Below are 16,667 nucleotides of genomic sequence, written 5' to 3' on the forward strand. Positions count from 1 at the left end.
TGACCGGGGCGCGTGCCAGTGTCATTCGGCTCGCTGATCCTTCCCCGTCATCGCAGCGCCCGTCTGTGGTGAGGGCGCAGGCTGACGGAGAAGAACATGACCGCATCGACCATCATTGCTGACATTCCTACCGGCCTCATCGTCGTTACCGGCCTTGTGATGCTGATCCTCGCTGTTCGCTTCCGTGGCCCTATGTCGATCGCTTTCGCAATCCTCTGCCTGTTCGGAACTTGGAACGCGGGAGAGGCACAGCCCGTCCTAGCGGCTATCATGGGCATTGTGCTTTATGGCGGCCTAGCCATCATCGGAAGCATCTTTGGAGGTCGCGGCGAGCTGGACCACGAAGCCCGATCCGGGGACTATGACTATGCCGCCGAGCAAGCGCGCCTCGCCAGCGAGTATCATCGCCGCGACCGGGAAAGCCGCTTTTAGTCTCCAGACAATCCGACCAACGCCGCAGCCACTTTCGCCGCACCATGCTTCGCAATGGCGGCGGCAATGGCGCGTGCGTCCGAGCGATCCAGTTCAGGAATTTTGACACGTTCTAGTGCCGCCAGAAGCACAGGGCGGCCCGCATCGCGCAATGCGTCCTCAGCCTCCTTTTCGCGCTGAACAATGGCCGCCAGCGCAGCCTCAAGTTTGACGCGCTCTTGCTTGATGCTTTCAAGGGCAGGGGACTTTGCCATGAGATAGATTCCTTCGTTGTGGTCGAGCTATTGGGTGGTTTGAGCTGGGATTGTGTCGATGGGATCAGCCATCATCACCAGACTATCAGCCTATCACGGCGGCACATGCGAGGCCGAGTTTGCACCTAGTCCGCCTTCTCTAACCGACATTTCAGGACTGTTCTATTCTTGTCGCGAAGAATGTCCAGACCGTGTGCGATGCGTTGAATCTTGAAATCCTAATTCCAGAAACGCGCGGCAAAGCCGCTCCTTTTCTCTCTGCGACGATCCAGCCAGGCGCGCCGATGGGCTTTGGTCGAATAGCGGTTGCCAAAAAGTGCATCCCCCCCCCCGTCCACGTCTTTTTGGTTTTGCTTGAGGGAGGGGCATGCGAGTGGTAAGGGAAGGATAGAGATTGTAGTTCGCAGGATAGCACGATCGACAGCATTGTAACACAATGCACTCTATGGTGTCCGCTGCACGGGGCTTAAGAATGGCGCATCTGACGTTGCGAGTTGAAGACGAAATTGCGGAAGCCATCGACATGCTGGCGAGAGCGGCAGGCATGACCCGCAGCAAGTGGATCAACCGTGCTATCCGCGATGCCTTGCCTGCTCGTCCCGACGAGGTGCGAGACGTACCAACAATTGCAGGCGCCTCTAAAATGCTATCGCTTCGTTTGCCCGCTGACGAGCTGGCGGCCATTGATATGGTCGCAGCCAAAGCGGGCATGACCCGTTCGCAATGGGTCAAACGTACATTGCGTTGGCAACTCTGGACGAAGGCCGGCGAGCTGCGCCTCGCGCCTAGCAGCTATCGTTCGATCATGAAGATCGTCGGCCAGGTGCGCGCTATAGGCTATTCGCTCAATCAGGCCGTGAAGGCGATGAACGCTGCCAACCGTCCAGAAAGTCCGCTCTTGATCGAGCAGGTTGCGCCGCATGTCATCGCGATGGAGGGGCGACTTTCGGCAACCATTAAAGAGGCGAATGCCACCCTTACTGCTATCGTGTCAGGGGAGGTTGATTACTGGACGGGGAGGGGCACCACGTCCCCTATCGCCGATGAGGTTCAGCCGTGAACGGCTTTGAGTTTTCCGATCAGACCCTTGAGGATTTGGAGCGGGTGCAGGGTGCGCGTGGGGCTGGGCGTGGCCAGGTTGACCATCGGGGAAACCGTGCTCTCTCTCGCGACTTAGGCGGTCTGATGCGCGCGCCGGGGCAACTCGCTTCTAGTGCTGCCCGTGCCGCTTCGCGCAGCCGTGGGCATCGAAGCGCACGGGCCATTGAACAGCTTGGTCGAACTGCCAAGTGCGCGCCTCAAGTCGTCGTGAAGATCACTAGCCGCATCCATGGCGCGGCCAGCACCGTTGGCGCGTTTACCTACGCCGGTCGCATCGGCATGTCCGATCAGGAGCCTATCGGGATCGAAACCAGCGAGGGCAAGGAGCTGATGAGCGCTCAGGATATGATGGTCCTGGCGCGTGAATGGCAACAGTGGGAAACGGCGGACGAAGCGCGCCGCAATGGTGCAACAGCTATCGCCATGGTGTTCTCTATGCCTCCCGGCACTGACCCCGAAAAGGTCCGTGAGGCGGTGCGCGATTTTGCGGAAACCGACCTTTCAAATCGTCGCTGGGTGATGGCCCTCCATACGGACGAGGCGCATCCTCATGTCCACCTTATCATAGCTGGCCGTGATAATGACGGACGCCGGTTCAACCCTAACCGCGAGTTCCTGCAACAGTGCCGTGAACGCTTTGCGGAGAACCTTCGGGATCGTGGTGTTGAAGCCGACGCCACCAAGAGGATGGCTCGCGGCTACCCTCCCAAGCAAGACCCCACGCCCGTTCTAAAGATGCGTGAACGTGGCGCGGAGCCAGTCGCGGATAAGGGGAGATTGGCCGTCATCGGTGGACAGGCGCCCGATGCCGCGCAGCGCCTTGGTGAGCGCGAGAGGGAGCGGAGCAAGACCGTCGCGAACCATGTTTCGGTACGCGAAATCTATGTGCGTGCGGCGGCAGAATTGGAGGCTCATGGCGGTTCTGCCGAGGCAGATCGAGCAAAGGCGCTTCGCGCATTTGTGGAGGCTATGCCGGCGCCCGCCAACGCGCGCGCGGAGATCATCGAGCGCCTGCGTACCGGCAATGCGCTGCCTAAGGACTTCGCGCCCGATCGCGAGCTTGAGCGGCTTAAGGCTCGCGTCCAGCAGCGTGACGCTGAACAGCGAACCGCCGCCCTGGACAGGATTGAGCGGGCAACCGGGAGGATCAAATCTGTTTCTGCCGAGCTGAAAGGGAGCGACAACAAAGCCGGGGCAGGGGAGGGGGAGCCGACCGTATTCGACCGTATTCGTGCCAAGTCGGCCGAGCTGAAGAACGACAGCGTACCTCCCAATGCCGCACCCGAACGTGCGCTTGCTAGCGCCCGTGAGCGGCTACAGGCTATGCAGCGCAAGATGGATAAAACCATCAAGGATCGCGCGCAGGATAAGGATCGAGATCGCAGCCAGGACCGCACTCGCGATCCCGATAGGGAAGGGCCGGGCCGGTGAATGACGACGAACTCTTGGGCGCTTTGCTGGAGCAGATCGGGACGCTGGCCGAAGGTGTGCAGGCGGTCATGGAGAACCAACAGGCGCTATCCGCGAAGCTGGATGAGCAGGCGTCGAGCTTGGCCGCTATCGGCGTTGCAGTGGGATTGACCTACCTCGCAACGGGGACTGAGGCGTCGCTTCCCGTTGATGTTCTTGAGGATCGCGCCTTCGCGCGTTTCCTCGACAACTACCCGCTTGATGGTCCCCCGATCATGGGCAAGGCGGCGATGGATGAGCACCTGGCGCGATTGGATCAGATCGACCCGACCCGCCTTGCAGCAGGCTTCCGCGACCTTGAGCGGCAAACGCACCTGTCCATGATCGAGCGCGTCCGCAACAGGCAGATCGAGCGCGTAGCGCGCGAGAAGCATGGCGATCTTGAGGCCATAGAAAAGGGGCGCGCCGTAGCCGGCACGCCCCCTCGTGAGACAGATCGCGGAGATCAGGGTTAAGGCCCCTGTGCATTACTCGGACACAGATTCACGGTAGCGGCTTGATAAGCAGTGGCATGAGGCCGTTGGCATCGAGATCGAGGCGATCGGACCAGACGTAATCGCTGGCGAGATTGATGCCCGCCATAATCATCCTTTTGCTCTTTGAGGAAACGTAATTTCACCCCGGCCTGCCCTTACGGTGTCAGTGAACCCACCGTTTCGCGCATCGTGGCCGAACACCGGCAAAGCATCGAAGTCAAATCGGCGTAAGCGCTCGCGGACAGCGATGAATGGTGGTTCTGCTTTCGAGCCGAAAGATGCAGAAGCCTTCGTTGTTGCGGTGTCATAACCGTTCGGTTGTGACACTTGGCGAGATTGCCCATAAGAGCCGCAGCCCGAACCGCAATTCGTCTGCGTCCGGGCTTGCTTGGCTAAAGCGCCACGAAAAGGGTCGCGCTCAGCACGTGGTTGGTGCGATCTTCTCCGCGCCGAAAGACGTGCTGGTTCAGGTAGCCCGGTTCTAATCGCATTCGGGGCGCGACAGGTACGCCGACTCCGACGAAAGTACGCCACTGGTCCACGCCGTCACGGGCACCCCAGCTCGTCGAGTTCAGGTTAAAAAATCCTTCGGTGAAGGCGACTGCCTGCACTGTTCCCTGGCGCGCGATCGGCACCTGCACCCGGACAAACTGTCGCAACCGCCACCCGGTATCATCTCGACCCTCCAGCATGCGCTGTTCGAGCCGCGTGCGACTGATGAGAAGGGGGGTCCCGTTACCATTCCGCACGACGGCGAATTGCACCTGCTGCCAAAGCCTGTGTTCGTTCGTGATCCGGCCGCCTTCCGGGTCGGTACGGATATAGGCGTAACCCGCGATTGCATGAGCGTCGGGTGCTATCCTCGCGCCGATCGCGGTCCGTGCAATGAACTGGCTGCCTCCCCCGACGTCATCGGTCGCGCGCCCCTGAGCTTCGAGCCATAGAAAGAGGTCGCCGCGAACCGGTCCTGTGGCGATCACTGATCCCCATGCCTGGATGTCGTCCTGCGCGTGGGCGGGAGAACCGATGACCGCGCTCGCCAAACAGGCGAGAAGAAGCGGGATATATCGGACGTTCGGCATACCCATTTTACTGCTACCCTTCATATGCACTGCTCCAACCCGGACATGCGTTTAGACGTTGCTTCAGACTTGAGATCAGGGGGCGTCGCTATCCCATCAGGTCAGGGTGAACGCTCCGACCGCGGCCCCGATAGCCAGAACGACAGGCGTGGCGAGCTTGCTTTTCCAGCGGTACATGACGGCAAGCGCGACGCCAAAGATGAGCAAGCTCGCGATCGGGTTTGGTGTTCGCGTGGCCGTGGTCTGGGCAAGATCGATCACCGTCACCACGATCAGACCGACGACACCTGCCGCCACCCCGGCCAGGAATAGCTGGAGGCGTTTGTGCTCGACGACGGCTTCCAGGCGATCGTAGAACAGGAGCGAAAAGGCGAATGCGGGCAGGAACATGCCGGCCGTCATTGCCAGCGCACCGGCCAGCCCGCCGCTGATCCAGCCTACAAAGGTCGCAAAGATCACTAGCGGCGCAGGCAGAATGCCCGACAGGCCGAGGCCATCTAGGAATTGTCCATCGGTCATCCAGCCTTGGCCCACCGTGTCGTGCCGGATGAACGGGATTGCTGTGTACGCTCCACCGAACGTCAGCAGGCCGCCCTTCAACCCCGCCCAGAAAAGCGCGGCCATCGTAGGAGCGGATTCCCGCACGCCGGTCGTCGTCCCCGCCAGGGCCGTGCCACCCGTCCAGGTCAGGGTCGCCGCGCCGATCGCGAGCGCCACCACGACCGCGGCGAGTGCGTAACGGCCGGTCGAACCGAGCGCATAGACTGCACCGGCGGCGAGAAGCACAATCCAGAAGCTGACCCCGGCGAGCGACGCGACTGCGGCTGCGATGGCGGTCGCCCATAGCCACGGCCCGAGCAGGATGTGCTCGCCGATGCGGTGGATGGCGCGCACGATAACCGCAATGACCGCCGCTTGGACGCCAAGGAAGATGGCGCCGAACACGGTCCCCTGGATCGGTAACCGTGTATAGGCCCAGGCGAGCGCGAGCATAAGGACAAGTCCCGGCAGCATGAAGCCTAGCCCGGCGAGGACACCTCCCAGACGGCCCTTGGCACGGATGCCGAGATGGACGCACAGCTCATGCGCCTCCGGTCCGGGCAGCACCTGCATCACGGCCAGGAGCTTGTTGAACCGGTCGCTTGGAATCCAGCGTTCCTCATCGACCAGCTCGCGCCTGATCATGGCGATCTGCGCCACCGGACCACCGAACGCCATCATGCCGAAACGGAGGAAGCGCAGGAACAGCGCGGGGTAGCTCAGCTCAGGTGGCCGAGCTTCTCCGATGACCGAGCTTGTGGGGGCGAAATCACCGATATGTGCCATCATCCAGCCCCCTGTCCGCCACGTTGTTTGGTGAAATGCGCGTGGAAACCATCGAGCGCGCCCGAGCCTTGGGCAATCCGCTCCACGTCATCATCCGTTCCCGCGCAAATGCCGTTGACCAACGCGGCGATTCCGGCCGCTTCCGGTCGGCCGAACTTGCCATCCGCAATGTCGAGGTCATGGATAATCTCGGCTAGCGCGATCAGCGCCCGGTCGGCATCGAGACCGGTTCGATATACCAGTGTTTCGAAGGAGCAGCGGTCGCCCTCGTGCGTGAACTCCGCGTCTGCCATGTCGAAACGCAGTTCTTCCGGCTCGGGCACGTAGCCTTTGCCGTCCACGAACTTGAAGCTGGCTTGCGGATCGATGAACCGGCGGATCAGCCAGGCCGACGCGATGCGGTCGACATGGACATGCCGGCGCGTGACCCAGGTGCGGCCCTTCAGCTCCGCGGGCGTCAGCTCCAGCGCGCCCGTCCCGCTTACGTCCGGATGTTCATGGACGCGGCGGTCTGCGTCGGCGAGGGCGGCCAGGACAGCCTGTCGCCCGTGCGCGCCGAAAAAGTCGATCGCGGCGATCTCGTCCAGACGCTTTCTAAGCCGCCGGGTATCCGCCAGGGCCACCTCGCCGCCTTCGGTCAACGAGCGTAACTCACGCGCCAGATCGTCATAATCGGCGTCGCGGGCCGCGTCGAACATGGCGCGAAGTTCCGCACCGGTCATGCCTTCGACAAGCCGGGCCTCCAGGATCAGTGCCTCGCCGCCTCCGTTTGTGATTTCCGCTCGCAACTCCTCGAACAGCGCGCGCGTGTCGGGACGCAGGGGTAGCGCGTGGACTGCGTTCTTCAGCGGAGCAGAACCGATCGCCTGCAAGCGCCGCCACACCCGCACGCGCAGATAGGCCGGCTTGGCCGGTAGCTGCGGGATCAGCAGCAGCCAGTCATGTGGCTTGATAAGTGGATCGTCAGTCATGCGGCATTCTGTATCACAATAATAAATCTAACGTACACTTGTATCATTTCACACCACAAGCTAAATGTTGTCCGGAAAATTCGTGGTGCACATCATAGGGTCGCGAGCATTCGCGAATGCGGCCCGCCAGTCGAATCCAAGGAGAAAAGCATTGCGTCACTTGTTGCTACCGCTTGCCGCCCTGCTCGCTGGACCGGCAGTCGCCCAGACCGCTCCGCAAACGGCCCCAGCTCAGGCGAACAGCAACAGGTGGGCAACAGTGGACGAAAATCTTGGCCGGGGCGGCACGACGCAGCCGGACGGGGTCCGCCGTTATGCGTTTCCTCGCTCCGATCTGAACGTCCAGCTCGACGGCGTGGCGATCAAGCCCGCGCTGGCGCTCGGCTCCTGGCTCGCCTTCATGCCGATGGGCGAAGAGGCCATGGTCATGGGCGATCTCGTGTTGACGCACGACGAGGTGAACCCTGTCATGAGCAAGCTGCTCACGAGTGGCTTCACGGTGACGGCGCTCCATAACCATTTGCTCCGTTCCTCACCGGCGACGATGTACCTGCATGTCGGCGGGCACGGCGATCCGGGAGAGATGGCCAAGAACCTGCGGTCCGCGCTTGCCGAGAGTCGGACACCGATGACCGCGCCTGCCAAGGCCGCGGATTCCAAACTCGACTTCGACACCGCCGCGATCGACGGGATCATGGGCGGCAAGGGCAAGCCCAACGGAGGCGTCTACCAGTTCGGTTTTCCCCGAGCTGAAAAGCTGAGCGACAGCGGAATGCCTGCACCCGCCTCAATGGGCACGGCAACGGCGCTCAACTTTCAGCCGACCGGCGGAGGAAAGGCGGCCATTACGGGCGATTTCGTGCTGACCGCCGCCGAAGTCGATCCGGTGCTTCGTGCACTACGGTCAAATGGGATCGAGGTGACCGCACTCCACAACCATATGCTGGACGATCAGCCGCGGCTCTTCTTCATGCACTTCTGGGCAAACGATGACGCGCGTAAGCTGGCACGCGGGCTTCGCGCCGCGCTGGACAAGACCAACATCGTCCGCCCTGCGGGCTGAACATTTTAAGGCCGTAGTAAGTCAGGAGCAGATCAATGAGGACGTTATCAGGCGTATTTCTATGCGCGCTATCCATGGCGAGCTTTGCGATGCCGTTCTCGCCGTCCCTCGCTCAGGCCGGGATCAGCACGAACCCGGCACCGTTGGAAACCACGGGCTATTCGAGCGCCGTGGAAGCATTGAGCAAGTACGAGGTCGACTCCAGTCAGCTCGCGCTGACCCGCTCGAAGAGCCAGGCTACGCGAGCCTTCGCGCAACAGATGGTCCACCATCATAGCCGAGTGAAGTCAGACCAGAAGATCGTTGGCCGCTCCGACACCGGAAGCGCGCTGGACGCCCCCTTGTCTCAGATGCTGGACACGTTGCAGAACACGCCGAGCGTTGAGTTCAACGCGGCCTACAAACGCGGGCAAATCGCCGCGCACGAGGAAGCGCTGAAGGTTCATGGCGCCTACGCGGCGCAGGGTAGCGATCTTGCTGAACGGGCAAAGGCTCAAGCGGCCATGCCCGTGATCCAGAAGCACCTCGGTGCAGCACGCGATCTACCGGAAGCCTGAGGTAATCGATGATGGCGTCATGATTTGTCGGTTATGGTGTTGGTGAAGCACGCTGCCTATCGGCACTCGACCGTGAGATGCACTATTTCGTGGACTGGCATCAGGCGGGCGCGGATCGCGTCGCCGTCTATGTCTTGCCCGCATACGACACTGACGATCGCGGCGTGCGCTTCCGGGCCGACCCGCCAGACGTGAAGGTCTGCAATCCGGGCATCCCCCGGTGCCTCGACCAGCTCGCGCACTTCATCGGCAACGTGATTGTCGGTCGCGTCGAGTAGCACCGAGGCTGTGTCGCGCATCAGTGTCCACGACCATCGCGCGATCACAACCGCGCCGACGATGCCCATCACTGGGTCCATCCATATCCAGCCAAGATAGCGCCCGGCCAATAGCGCCGCGATGGCAAGGACGGAGGTGAGTGCGTCGGCGAGGACGTGGACATAGGCCGAGCGCATGTTGTTATCGCCACCATGCGTGCCGTGAGCATGGCCGTGATCGTGTCCATGATGATGATCGTGCCCGTGGTGATGCCCACCCGAGAGCAGGAAGGCGCTGGCTATGTTCACGCCCAGGCCGACGACGGCGATGATCGTTGCTTCGCCGAAGGCGACCGTAATCGGCTGAAACAGGGCAGGACGGATTCCACCGCGATCCCGAGCGCGATCAGCCCGAGCACCATCGCCGAGGCGAACCCGGCCAGATCGCCGACTTTGCCCGTGCCGAAGCTATAGGCGAGATTATGGGCGTGCCGTTTGGCATAGGCGTAGGCAGCAGCCGTGACGCCGAGCGCACCCGCGTGTGTCGCCATATGAAACCCGTCCGCGAGTAGCGCCATCGAGCCGGTCAGGTATCCGGCGACAATCTCGACCACCATCATTCCGGCTGTGAGTGCAACCACCCAGAGCGTGCGCCGGGCGTTTTCGTCATGCGAGGAGCCGAGGAAAACGTGATCGTGAGTGTGGCCCTTGATCGCGGGGAGCGTTGCCATAGATGTCCCTATTTGGAGTAGCGGCGGATCGCGGCGATGAGCTGCTCCGCCCCAGCGGCGCGATCGTCGTCGGATAGATCAGGCCGGGCGACATGCTCGCGAACGTGCGATTCAATAATCGCGTCCATGAGGCCGTTCATCGCGCCTCGCGTCGCCGCAACCAGGTGAAGAGTGGTAGCGCAATCCTTCTCTGAAATCAGCGCTCGCTCGATCGCGGTGACTTGCCCGGCGATGCGCCGGACGCGTTTCAGAAGGGCGTCATCAGTATGCAAGTGAGACATAGCTTACCCCCCTACCCTATATGTGAAAGATTAGGCAATGCGGTGTCAAAATCGGTCGCTTGTGACACACCGGCATCCGGCCTTCACACGCACGCGGCTTTGCGAAGGTCAGAACCCGCGTCACAATATCGGCTGCGGGGATCGACAAACCAGCTCGATCACGACCGCTATATGGTTGCCGAACAGACCAATTCGGGGCTACCGTGAATCAGTGTCCGAGTAATGCACAGAGGCCGCTAAGGTTCTTCAAACGAGCCTTGGCGTAAATAGATGAGCCGTGGTTTGGCGCTTATGCCGGGGTCGTTACACCAACCCTCCACATGCTCGCATCCCAATGCAGTGTGCAATTGATCCATCATCTTTCGCCAATTTGGATCGGTGTCACGGACCATAACAACCCTTTCACTGTCGATGCCGACACACGCGACCACTACGGGTTTGAAGCCGAAGGAAACCCGGCCAACCGTCACTTCATCAATCGCCGTCCATGGCTCGCACCATTGCTCATTGCCGTTGCTCAGCACGATCCCTTTCGTCTCCGCGCTGATGATACGGAGCGGTCCTGAATCGGCATGGTCAGTCGGTCGCATGACTATCGTTCGAGATCTTTTGAGGTCTTATCAGCAGCCGTGCGGTGCTGGTCGCGCGTTTCGTCCCGGCGCTGTTCGACCTCTCGAACACGAGGCGTCCGAATTTCCCCGCCGCGTTCCATCGTTTGAGCAACGGCTTCCCGTGCCGCAACCTTCATCCTCGCCGCCTCTGGCGTGGCCTGGCCGTACTTCTTATCAATGGCCGCATCCATTGCGGCTACCTGTTTGGCGGCAGGATTCAGGCGCTTGTCGTCCAATCGCTCCGCTTGCGACATTTGCCTGAAATCGGATGCAACACGCCGATCGCGGTCCTCTCGCGCGGCATCGCGTGACCCATCCAACCTATCAGCAGGCTTGCCGGATGATGCAGCCCTTTCGGTTCTATCGTCGGCCATTATCCCTTAGCTCCTTTCAGAAATGATAGTGCGTCGTTGTCGCCCTCTTCTTCGGCAGGATCGGCGGACCCGACCTGATCGAAGTTCATGCCCGTGAGATCGGCCCGCAATCCCAGCGCCACAAAGAACGCTGTCGCTTTATGCGGATCGCCATCATCGGGAAGTTCATCAATTGGGAAGCCGACCAGGCGCCCGTAATCGACGCCCTGCAATGCTTCCTCGTCCGTCATTTCGGGGGATTCTGCCCGTTCGATCAGGGCGAGCGAACGGCGCGCTATGGAAGGATCGAGAGGCCGCGGCCGAACGGGTGGCGGCGGGACCTTCGACGCTTGCAGCATCCACTTGTCTTTATAATAGCGGATCTTCCCGCCCTTGAGCGGAGGGATACCGGCGCGCAGGACAATCACCTCTTCCTGAGACAGTAGCAGCAGCTCTTGCGGCAGCATCAGGGGCCGGCGCTGATCGGAGGTCGATACAGACCCCTCAAACGCATCCCACACCCGCTTGGATCGGGATTTTGCCTCATATGTGTAATTGCCGAGGCGTTCGGATACCTCCTTCGCCACATCGACGTGCTTTGGCGTAAAGACCAACTCGACGCCGCAGTTCTGGACGATTTCGCTGGTCACGTCAGGCCCGTACACGTCGCGGAGCTGGCCGCGTGCCTGAATGACCGGCACAAGGCGAATGCCGTAGCCGGCGACGTAGGAGAAGCCCGAGGCGATCACGCTCGCGCGGCCGAGACGAGCAAACTCGTCCAAAAGGAGCAGCAGCTTGAGGGGGTGCCTGCCCTTCTCCGGATCGGGCAGCTCGCGCACGTTCAGGTCAATGAGTTGCTGGAACAGCAGATTATACACGTCCGCCATGCGTTCCATGTTGTCCGGCGACACCCCGAGATAGAGCGAAATCGGCTTCGTCCGGAAATCTCTCAGGTCAAAATCGGATTCCGACGTTGCGGCGTCCACATATGGGTTGATCCAAAGATTGATCTTGGCCGAAACGGATTGCCGAATGCCGGTAAAGGTATTGGCCGAGCTGGAAATCCAGTCGTTCAGGGCCGAAATGCAGGCTTCCGACAGGGGGTCGCCCATGGCCTGGCGTTCCTTGATGATCTTGGGAAACCGCTCCTTCGCATCGCCCGCGCTGAAATTGCGGTATATCTCCCCCATCGTGAAAGGGAGATCCGGTGTTGCTGCGATATAGGCCGACACGCCGAGAAACGCGGTGCGCGCGCTGTCCATCCAGAAGCTTTCGCCGTTGGCGGGCGGCGGCCAAAGCATCGCTGCGATCTTTTGCAGCTCGTCAATGACTTCTACCGGATCGGTGCGCTTGATATGCGCGAAGGGATTATAGCGCGCTGTGCGGCCTTGTGGATCGAGCGGATCAAAAAGGAGAACCTGATGGCCGAGGCTTTTGCGCCAACCCGCAGACTTCTCCCAATTCTCCTGCTTCACATCGAGGACGACAACAGAGTCCGCCCAGGTCAGCAGATTGGGAATAACGACGCCTACGCCTTTACCGGCGCGCGTCGGAGCTTCCAGCAAGACATGCTCAGTGCCGCTAAACTGGATGAAATCGCCACCCCGCCCGAATAGCGACTGGAAGAAGGTTTTTGGGCTGCGCCCGAGCAGCAACCCTTCATTGGGGTCCATCAAGCCCGCCTCGCGAGCCTCGTTCCTGTTGGCCCAGCGCGCAGCGCCGTGAAGGGATTGCTTATGGTTGAGGAACACCATGAAGGCGACCAGCGCGCCAGCGGCGGCTACACCGCCCGTCCCCTTGGCGAGCCATCCCATGACGGCGGGATTATGGCGGTAGAACCAGAAATATTCGGGCATTTTGAAAATGTTCAGATCGGTCCTGAACTGCCCCAAGCCTATGATCGCTACCAAGCCGCCCAAGGTCAGGACTGTGATGGCGCCGATTAGTACGTAACCGATCAGTTTCCGTCGCTCCATGAGCCACCCTCCTACATGCCGGTCAAATCCGGCTCGAAATAGATTTCAGTGACGCGAAAGCGGCCATCGACCTTTTTGCATTGGACAACGACATCAACGAGCAGGTGCAGCAGATCGAGAATGTCTTTGCGTTCGAGGTCGCGACCGCCTTCCGATTCCTTCACCAGCAGCGACAATTGCTCGAAGGCCAGCGCTGCGGAATCAGCGTGAACGGTCGTGATCGAACCGGGATGGCCGCTGTTGACGTTTCGCAGATAGAAGAACGCGGTCCCGTCGCGCAGCTCTTGCAGCAAGATACGGTCTGGCCGCATTCGCAGGCTCGCTTCTAGGAGGTGCTTTGCGCCGACCTGGGCTTGGCCTTGCCCATCCTTGGAATAGATCATGTGCACCGCATTGCGGTGCGGCACGATCAATTCGCGCGTATCCTCGATAGTCAGCAATCGCTCTTCGGACGGGATAAGCTGGATCAGCGCCTTGGAAAGCGTAGTCTTACCGGACCCGGTTGCGCCGGAGATCAGGATATTCTTGCGGGTTTTGACGGCAAGTTCGAGGAACCCTGCCCATTCCTGCTTTTCCTTGAGCGCCACCAGTTCAGCGTCGGCCGCCGTGGACCTGCCCCGAGCTATCTTCGTATGCTCGAACAGGCCGCCGGCATGAAGCTCACCCAAGCCGAACGTCTTGACCGAGGGCTTGCGGATCGTGATCGAATAATTGCCGAGGTCGCAGGCAGGGGGTGCGACAATCTGGACGCGCTCGCCAGTCGGCAAACTGGTGGAGCATATCGGCGTTTGCGGCCCGACCTTTTGCTTTGTGTAGTTCGCCATCGAGTTCGACAGTGTTTCAAGCCATTGAACGGACAGTCGCTCTTCCGTCACCCACTCCCAGCCCTTGCGCCCCTCGATGCCGACTTCACCGGGCTTGTTGATGACGAGTTCCGTAACCGCGTCGGCATCGAGCAACGCGCGCAGCGGCTCAAGGTGATGAGTGAGAATGGCTTGATCGAACATCATCGGCGCAACCTCGAAGAGTAGACGCTGCTGAAATCCACGTCCCGCGCGACCATGATTGTCATTTCCTTGCCTTGAGGAGCGCGAAGGCGTGGACGGATGCGTTGCGAGTCCTGCGCTGCGATGCCCGCCGCAGCATTTGGCGCAGCGATCGTCTGTTCGACGCCCGACACGCTATTGCCGAGAGCGTTGCCGGCGTCCCCGACGATCGACAGCAGCAGCGCGCCGCCGAAGCGCTTCCAGAAGAAGGTTTCCACCTGGCCGCCCATACCGGCGCGGCCGAGCTGATCGGCCGCAGGCGAACCCAGCGTGACCGACACACCCGCAGGCGTGATGGCCCGGTTCCACAGGACGAAAATGCGGTTTTGCCCGGTCGAGAACCCGCCCTGATACTCACCCAGGACGCGCGTTCCCTTCTCCATCAGGATCACACTGCCGTTAGCCGACCAAATATCTTGTGGGATCAGGCAGCTCGTCAAACCGGGCTGGGTCGAATCCATCGCAGTTTGGAGGACGCACGGAATCTGCATTCCTGCTGTGATGAGGAAATTGCGGTTGCCAAGCTGACCGGCTGACACTTTGGCTATGTCCATCCCGTTCAGTTTCTGAGCCAGTTCATTCGGGGCTTTGGCTCCGGCCTCGTCATCGCCAGATCCTCCAACGCGCAAATTGCTGAAAGGCCCTGCATTGGGGTTGCCGCCAATACCCGGAACGCCAGCGGCGGGGGAAACCGCCATGATCGGCGCACGGCGCATAGCGTCCTGACGCGCTCGCTCGCGCTCGATCGCGGCGAGACGCGCCTGTTCGGCCTTCTCCAAACGCTCTGCTACCGGATCGCGGGGACCACCCTGCACCGCAGGGACCGCCGCACCGGACAAATCCTGGCCGGGAGCCATGATCGGGTTGCCGAATGGATCAGTCCCCACCTGTGCGAGCTTGTTAGGATCGGTCTGACCCACAACAACCGAGGCGGCCTGGCGCGCCGATTTCTCGGCCGACACGTCATCCCCGAGCTGGAACGTGCTATCATCCCGCTTTGGCTGGCCCTTGTCGCTTTGTGAGGCCATTGAGAAAACAATGAACCCGACGAACGCGGCGCCGCAGGCCACGGCTACGCCTGTGCCCTTGCCCATGGACTGCAACCGTCCGCGAGGATTGAACGCCTTGCGATCGACCTCCGGGGTTGTGCTGTTAGCTTCATTGAGCGCTTCCGCATTCACGTCCGTCTCGTCGTAAGTCGGACGCTGGCGAGGCGCGCCATGATCGGCGCTGTTTTCAATCTCACTCATCGGGGGCTGCTCCCGTCCAATTTGCGTTGCACTTCGGGCGATGCCGTTCCCGATGAATTGTCCGGCCCATATCGGTCATAGGCATTGTTCCAGATGCACGCGATCGACAGGCCACGACGCAGCCGGAATTGCTTTGCGACCTGATGAATCACGACAAATTCGCCGCGAACGTCATAGGGTACGACCGCTTCCGATCCGTCAGGGCTGACCGTGAAGATGGCGGGGAGCTGTTGGTTGCGCGGGAACCGCAGGATCGTGAATTGCCCGTTGTCGGTCACTTCCGACGGGGCGAGATCCGATGAACCCGCAATCGAATAGTCAAGGTTGCGCTTCCCTTGGACCGCAGCCGCATCCAGCGCGACCCTGACCCCGCCAGCTTCGACCATGAGCATTTGCATCTGCAACCGCTGCATATCGGCATTCTGGCGAGCCGCCGCTTCCTGTTCAGGATAGCGGAAACGCACGACGAATTGGGCATCGGTGCCGGTTGCTATGTCCCCGCTGCGCGCAGACAGAGCAAAGGTATAGGTACGAACCACCCCAGCTTTGCGCGTTACGACGATCAGATTTGTCGGTGGCGCTTTCTCGCGAGGCTTGATGAAAAGGATATTATCAGCCGGGGCGACTTCCCAACTTACGGTATCGCCTAGCGCGACACTCGAAATCGTCTCCCCGTCCCCGAAAACAATCTGCGATGCAGCACGGAAAACGCCTTTGATCCGCACGACTTCATCAATGTTGTAATTGATATATCGGATGCGGGTATCTTGCTGGCCCGAGCGAGGAATTTCCTCAGCAAAGGCGGGGTTGGTGACGATCGCGGCGACAAGCGCCCCGCTCATGAGAACATTGCGAAGCGCGTTCATCGGCCAATCTCCGGATCGGCGCGGTAGCTGACCACTTGGAAGCCCAGCGGGTTGTCGAGCCTGCCAGCTTCGGTTGTCGGCTTATCCACGTACTTGAAGTTGATCGTGGCAATCCATTGCACCTGTTCGTCAGGGACGTTCCCCGGCTTCGCCACGGACTTCACGAAACGGACCTGCGCCACGCGGTTGTTGATGAAAGTGATGTTGCGGACGGCGGCAGCGACCAGTTCGCCGCCCTGGTACACGTTGACCGGGGCATTGGGGTTGGTCGCGCGGCGGGTGCCTGCAAACTTCTCCTGCTCTTGCGGCACCGACAGCGCCAGCACCTTACGCTCTGTGTCGCGCGAGGATGAGGGGTTCCAAGACTCCCGGTTGCGAACGTAATCGGACAGGAAGTATTTGTTGACCGCTTCGTCGGCAGTGATGTTGCGCGTATTGGTCAGCCGCGTCACCACGTCGATGGCGCCGGTCTGGCGATCGACGCGGATCACATAGGGTTCCACCGATCGCAGCGGTGCCGTAACGTGCCATGCCAACATGGAGAGGCCGAAGATGACCCCGCCA

The 16,667-nt window shown here is 60.9% G+C and carries 17 protein-coding genes and 2 pseudogenes; 6 read left to right on the plus strand and 13 right to left on the minus strand.

The features are described from left to right. The first annotated feature begins 96 nt into the window (after positions 1-96). Positions 97-432 (plus strand): hypothetical protein, encoded by a 336-nt coding sequence (locus HHL08_RS20670; protein WP_148648493.1) that lies wholly within the window; start codon positions 97-99, stop codon positions 430-432. On the opposite strand, the gene HHL08_RS20675 is transcribed toward HHL08_RS20670, so the two are convergent. Then, entirely contained in the window at positions 429-686 is a 258-nt protein-coding gene (locus tag HHL08_RS20675; protein ID WP_066609282.1) for a hypothetical protein, read from the minus strand. The genes HHL08_RS20670 and HHL08_RS20675 overlap by 4 nt on opposite strands. Positions 687-1,158: 472 nt before the next feature. On the opposite strand from HHL08_RS20675, the gene HHL08_RS20680 reads away from it, so the two are divergent. From HHL08_RS20680 to HHL08_RS20690, 3 genes and pseudogenes are all read left to right on the plus strand, one after another. After that, complete coding sequence (locus tag HHL08_RS20680) at positions 1,159-1,746, plus strand: ribbon-helix-helix domain-containing protein (RefSeq protein WP_169574867.1); 588 nt, start codon at positions 1,159-1,161, stop codon at positions 1,744-1,746. A gap of 389 nt (positions 1,747-2,135) precedes the next feature. Continuing rightward, positions 2,136-2,420 (plus strand): annotated as a pseudogene (locus tag HHL08_RS26315) (relaxase/mobilization nuclease domain-containing protein); the annotation flags it as partial. Between the two features lie 794 nt (positions 2,421-3,214). After that, positions 3,215-3,712, plus strand: a complete 498-nt coding sequence (locus HHL08_RS20690; protein WP_169574869.1) for a hypothetical protein — start codon at positions 3,215-3,217, stop codon at positions 3,710-3,712. Between the two features lie 413 nt (positions 3,713-4,125). On the opposite strand, the gene HHL08_RS20695 is transcribed toward HHL08_RS20690, so the two are convergent. The 3 genes from HHL08_RS20695 to HHL08_RS20705 all read right to left on the minus strand — a co-directional run bounded on the left by HHL08_RS20695 (position 4,126) and on the right by HHL08_RS20705 (position 7,112). Continuing rightward, positions 4,126-4,839, minus strand: coding sequence for a DUF2490 domain-containing protein (locus HHL08_RS20695; protein WP_082679274.1), 714 nt, complete (start codon positions 4,837-4,839; stop codon positions 4,126-4,128). 72 nt (positions 4,840-4,911) lie between these two features. Further along, the gene (gene chrA, locus HHL08_RS20700; protein WP_174525681.1) at positions 4,912-6,144 is read right to left on the minus strand and encodes a chromate efflux transporter; all 1,233 of its coding nucleotides are present in this window, start codon (positions 6,142-6,144) and stop codon (positions 4,912-4,914) included. Beyond that, on the minus strand, positions 6,141-7,112 hold the full coding sequence (locus tag HHL08_RS20705) for a chromate resistance protein ChrB domain-containing protein (RefSeq protein ID WP_234422447.1): 972 nt from the start codon (positions 7,110-7,112) through the stop codon (positions 6,141-6,143). Before HHL08_RS20705 ends, chrA begins: the two co-directional genes overlap by 4 nt. A 259-nt stretch (positions 7,113-7,371) precedes the next feature. On the opposite strand from HHL08_RS20705, the gene HHL08_RS20710 reads away from it, so the two are divergent. Then, the gene (locus tag HHL08_RS20710; protein WP_234422446.1) at positions 7,372-8,175 is read left to right on the plus strand and encodes a DUF1259 domain-containing protein; all 804 of its coding nucleotides are present in this window, start codon (positions 7,372-7,374) and stop codon (positions 8,173-8,175) included. 74 nt (positions 8,176-8,249) lie between these two features. Further along, positions 8,250-8,732 carry a DUF4142 domain-containing protein gene (locus HHL08_RS20715; protein WP_062734594.1) on the plus strand — a complete coding sequence of 161 codons (483 nt, stop codon included), beginning with the start codon at positions 8,250-8,252 and terminating at the stop codon, positions 8,730-8,732. Between the two features lie 56 nt (positions 8,733-8,788). On the opposite strand, the pseudogene dmeF reads toward HHL08_RS20715, so the two are convergent. The 9 genes and pseudogenes from dmeF to HHL08_RS20760 form a co-directional block, all read right to left on the minus strand. Then, positions 8,789-9,720, minus strand: a pseudogene (gene dmeF, locus HHL08_RS20720) (CDF family Co(II)/Ni(II) efflux transporter DmeF). 8 nt (positions 9,721-9,728) lie between these two features. Then, positions 9,729-10,001 carry a metal/formaldehyde-sensitive transcriptional repressor gene (locus tag HHL08_RS20725; RefSeq protein WP_066609287.1) on the minus strand — a complete coding sequence of 91 codons (273 nt, stop codon included), beginning with the start codon at positions 9,999-10,001 and terminating at the stop codon, positions 9,729-9,731. Positions 10,002-10,237: 236 nt separating this feature from the next. Continuing rightward, positions 10,238-10,591 carry a hypothetical protein gene (locus HHL08_RS20730; RefSeq protein WP_148648494.1) on the minus strand — a complete coding sequence of 118 codons (354 nt, stop codon included), beginning with the start codon at positions 10,589-10,591 and terminating at the stop codon, positions 10,238-10,240. Between the two features lie 2 nt (positions 10,592-10,593). Then, positions 10,594-10,986 (minus strand): hypothetical protein, encoded by a 393-nt coding sequence (locus HHL08_RS20735; RefSeq protein ID WP_148648495.1) that lies wholly within the window; start codon positions 10,984-10,986, stop codon positions 10,594-10,596. Continuing rightward, complete coding sequence (locus HHL08_RS20740; RefSeq protein WP_066609289.1) at positions 10,986-12,941, minus strand: type IV secretory system conjugative DNA transfer family protein; 1,956 nt, start codon at positions 12,939-12,941, stop codon at positions 10,986-10,988. The genes HHL08_RS20735 and HHL08_RS20740 overlap by 1 nt, the downstream gene beginning before the upstream one ends. Before the next feature lie 11 nt (positions 12,942-12,952). Beyond that, complete coding sequence (gene virB11, locus HHL08_RS20745; RefSeq protein ID WP_066609290.1) at positions 12,953-13,948, minus strand: P-type DNA transfer ATPase VirB11; 996 nt, start codon at positions 13,946-13,948, stop codon at positions 12,953-12,955. Further along, positions 13,948-15,237 carry a type IV secretion system protein VirB10 gene (gene virB10 / locus HHL08_RS20750; RefSeq protein ID WP_235955197.1) on the minus strand — a complete coding sequence of 430 codons (1,290 nt, stop codon included), beginning with the start codon at positions 15,235-15,237 and terminating at the stop codon, positions 13,948-13,950. Before virB10 ends, virB11 begins: the two co-directional genes overlap by 1 nt. After that, positions 15,234-16,103, minus strand: a complete 870-nt coding sequence (gene virB9 / locus HHL08_RS20755; protein ID WP_206378014.1) for a P-type conjugative transfer protein VirB9 — start codon at positions 16,101-16,103, stop codon at positions 15,234-15,236. The genes virB10 and virB9 overlap by 4 nt, the downstream gene beginning before the upstream one ends. Continuing rightward, positions 16,100-16,667: virB8 family protein (locus HHL08_RS20760; protein ID WP_169574870.1), on the minus strand; the 568-nt coding region annotated here is incomplete at its 5' end. The genes virB9 and HHL08_RS20760, both read right to left, overlap by 4 nt.

This window comes from Sphingobium psychrophilum (assembly GCF_012927105.1).
Taxonomy (GTDB): Bacteria; Pseudomonadota; Alphaproteobacteria; order Sphingomonadales; family Sphingomonadaceae; genus Sphingobium; species Sphingobium psychrophilum.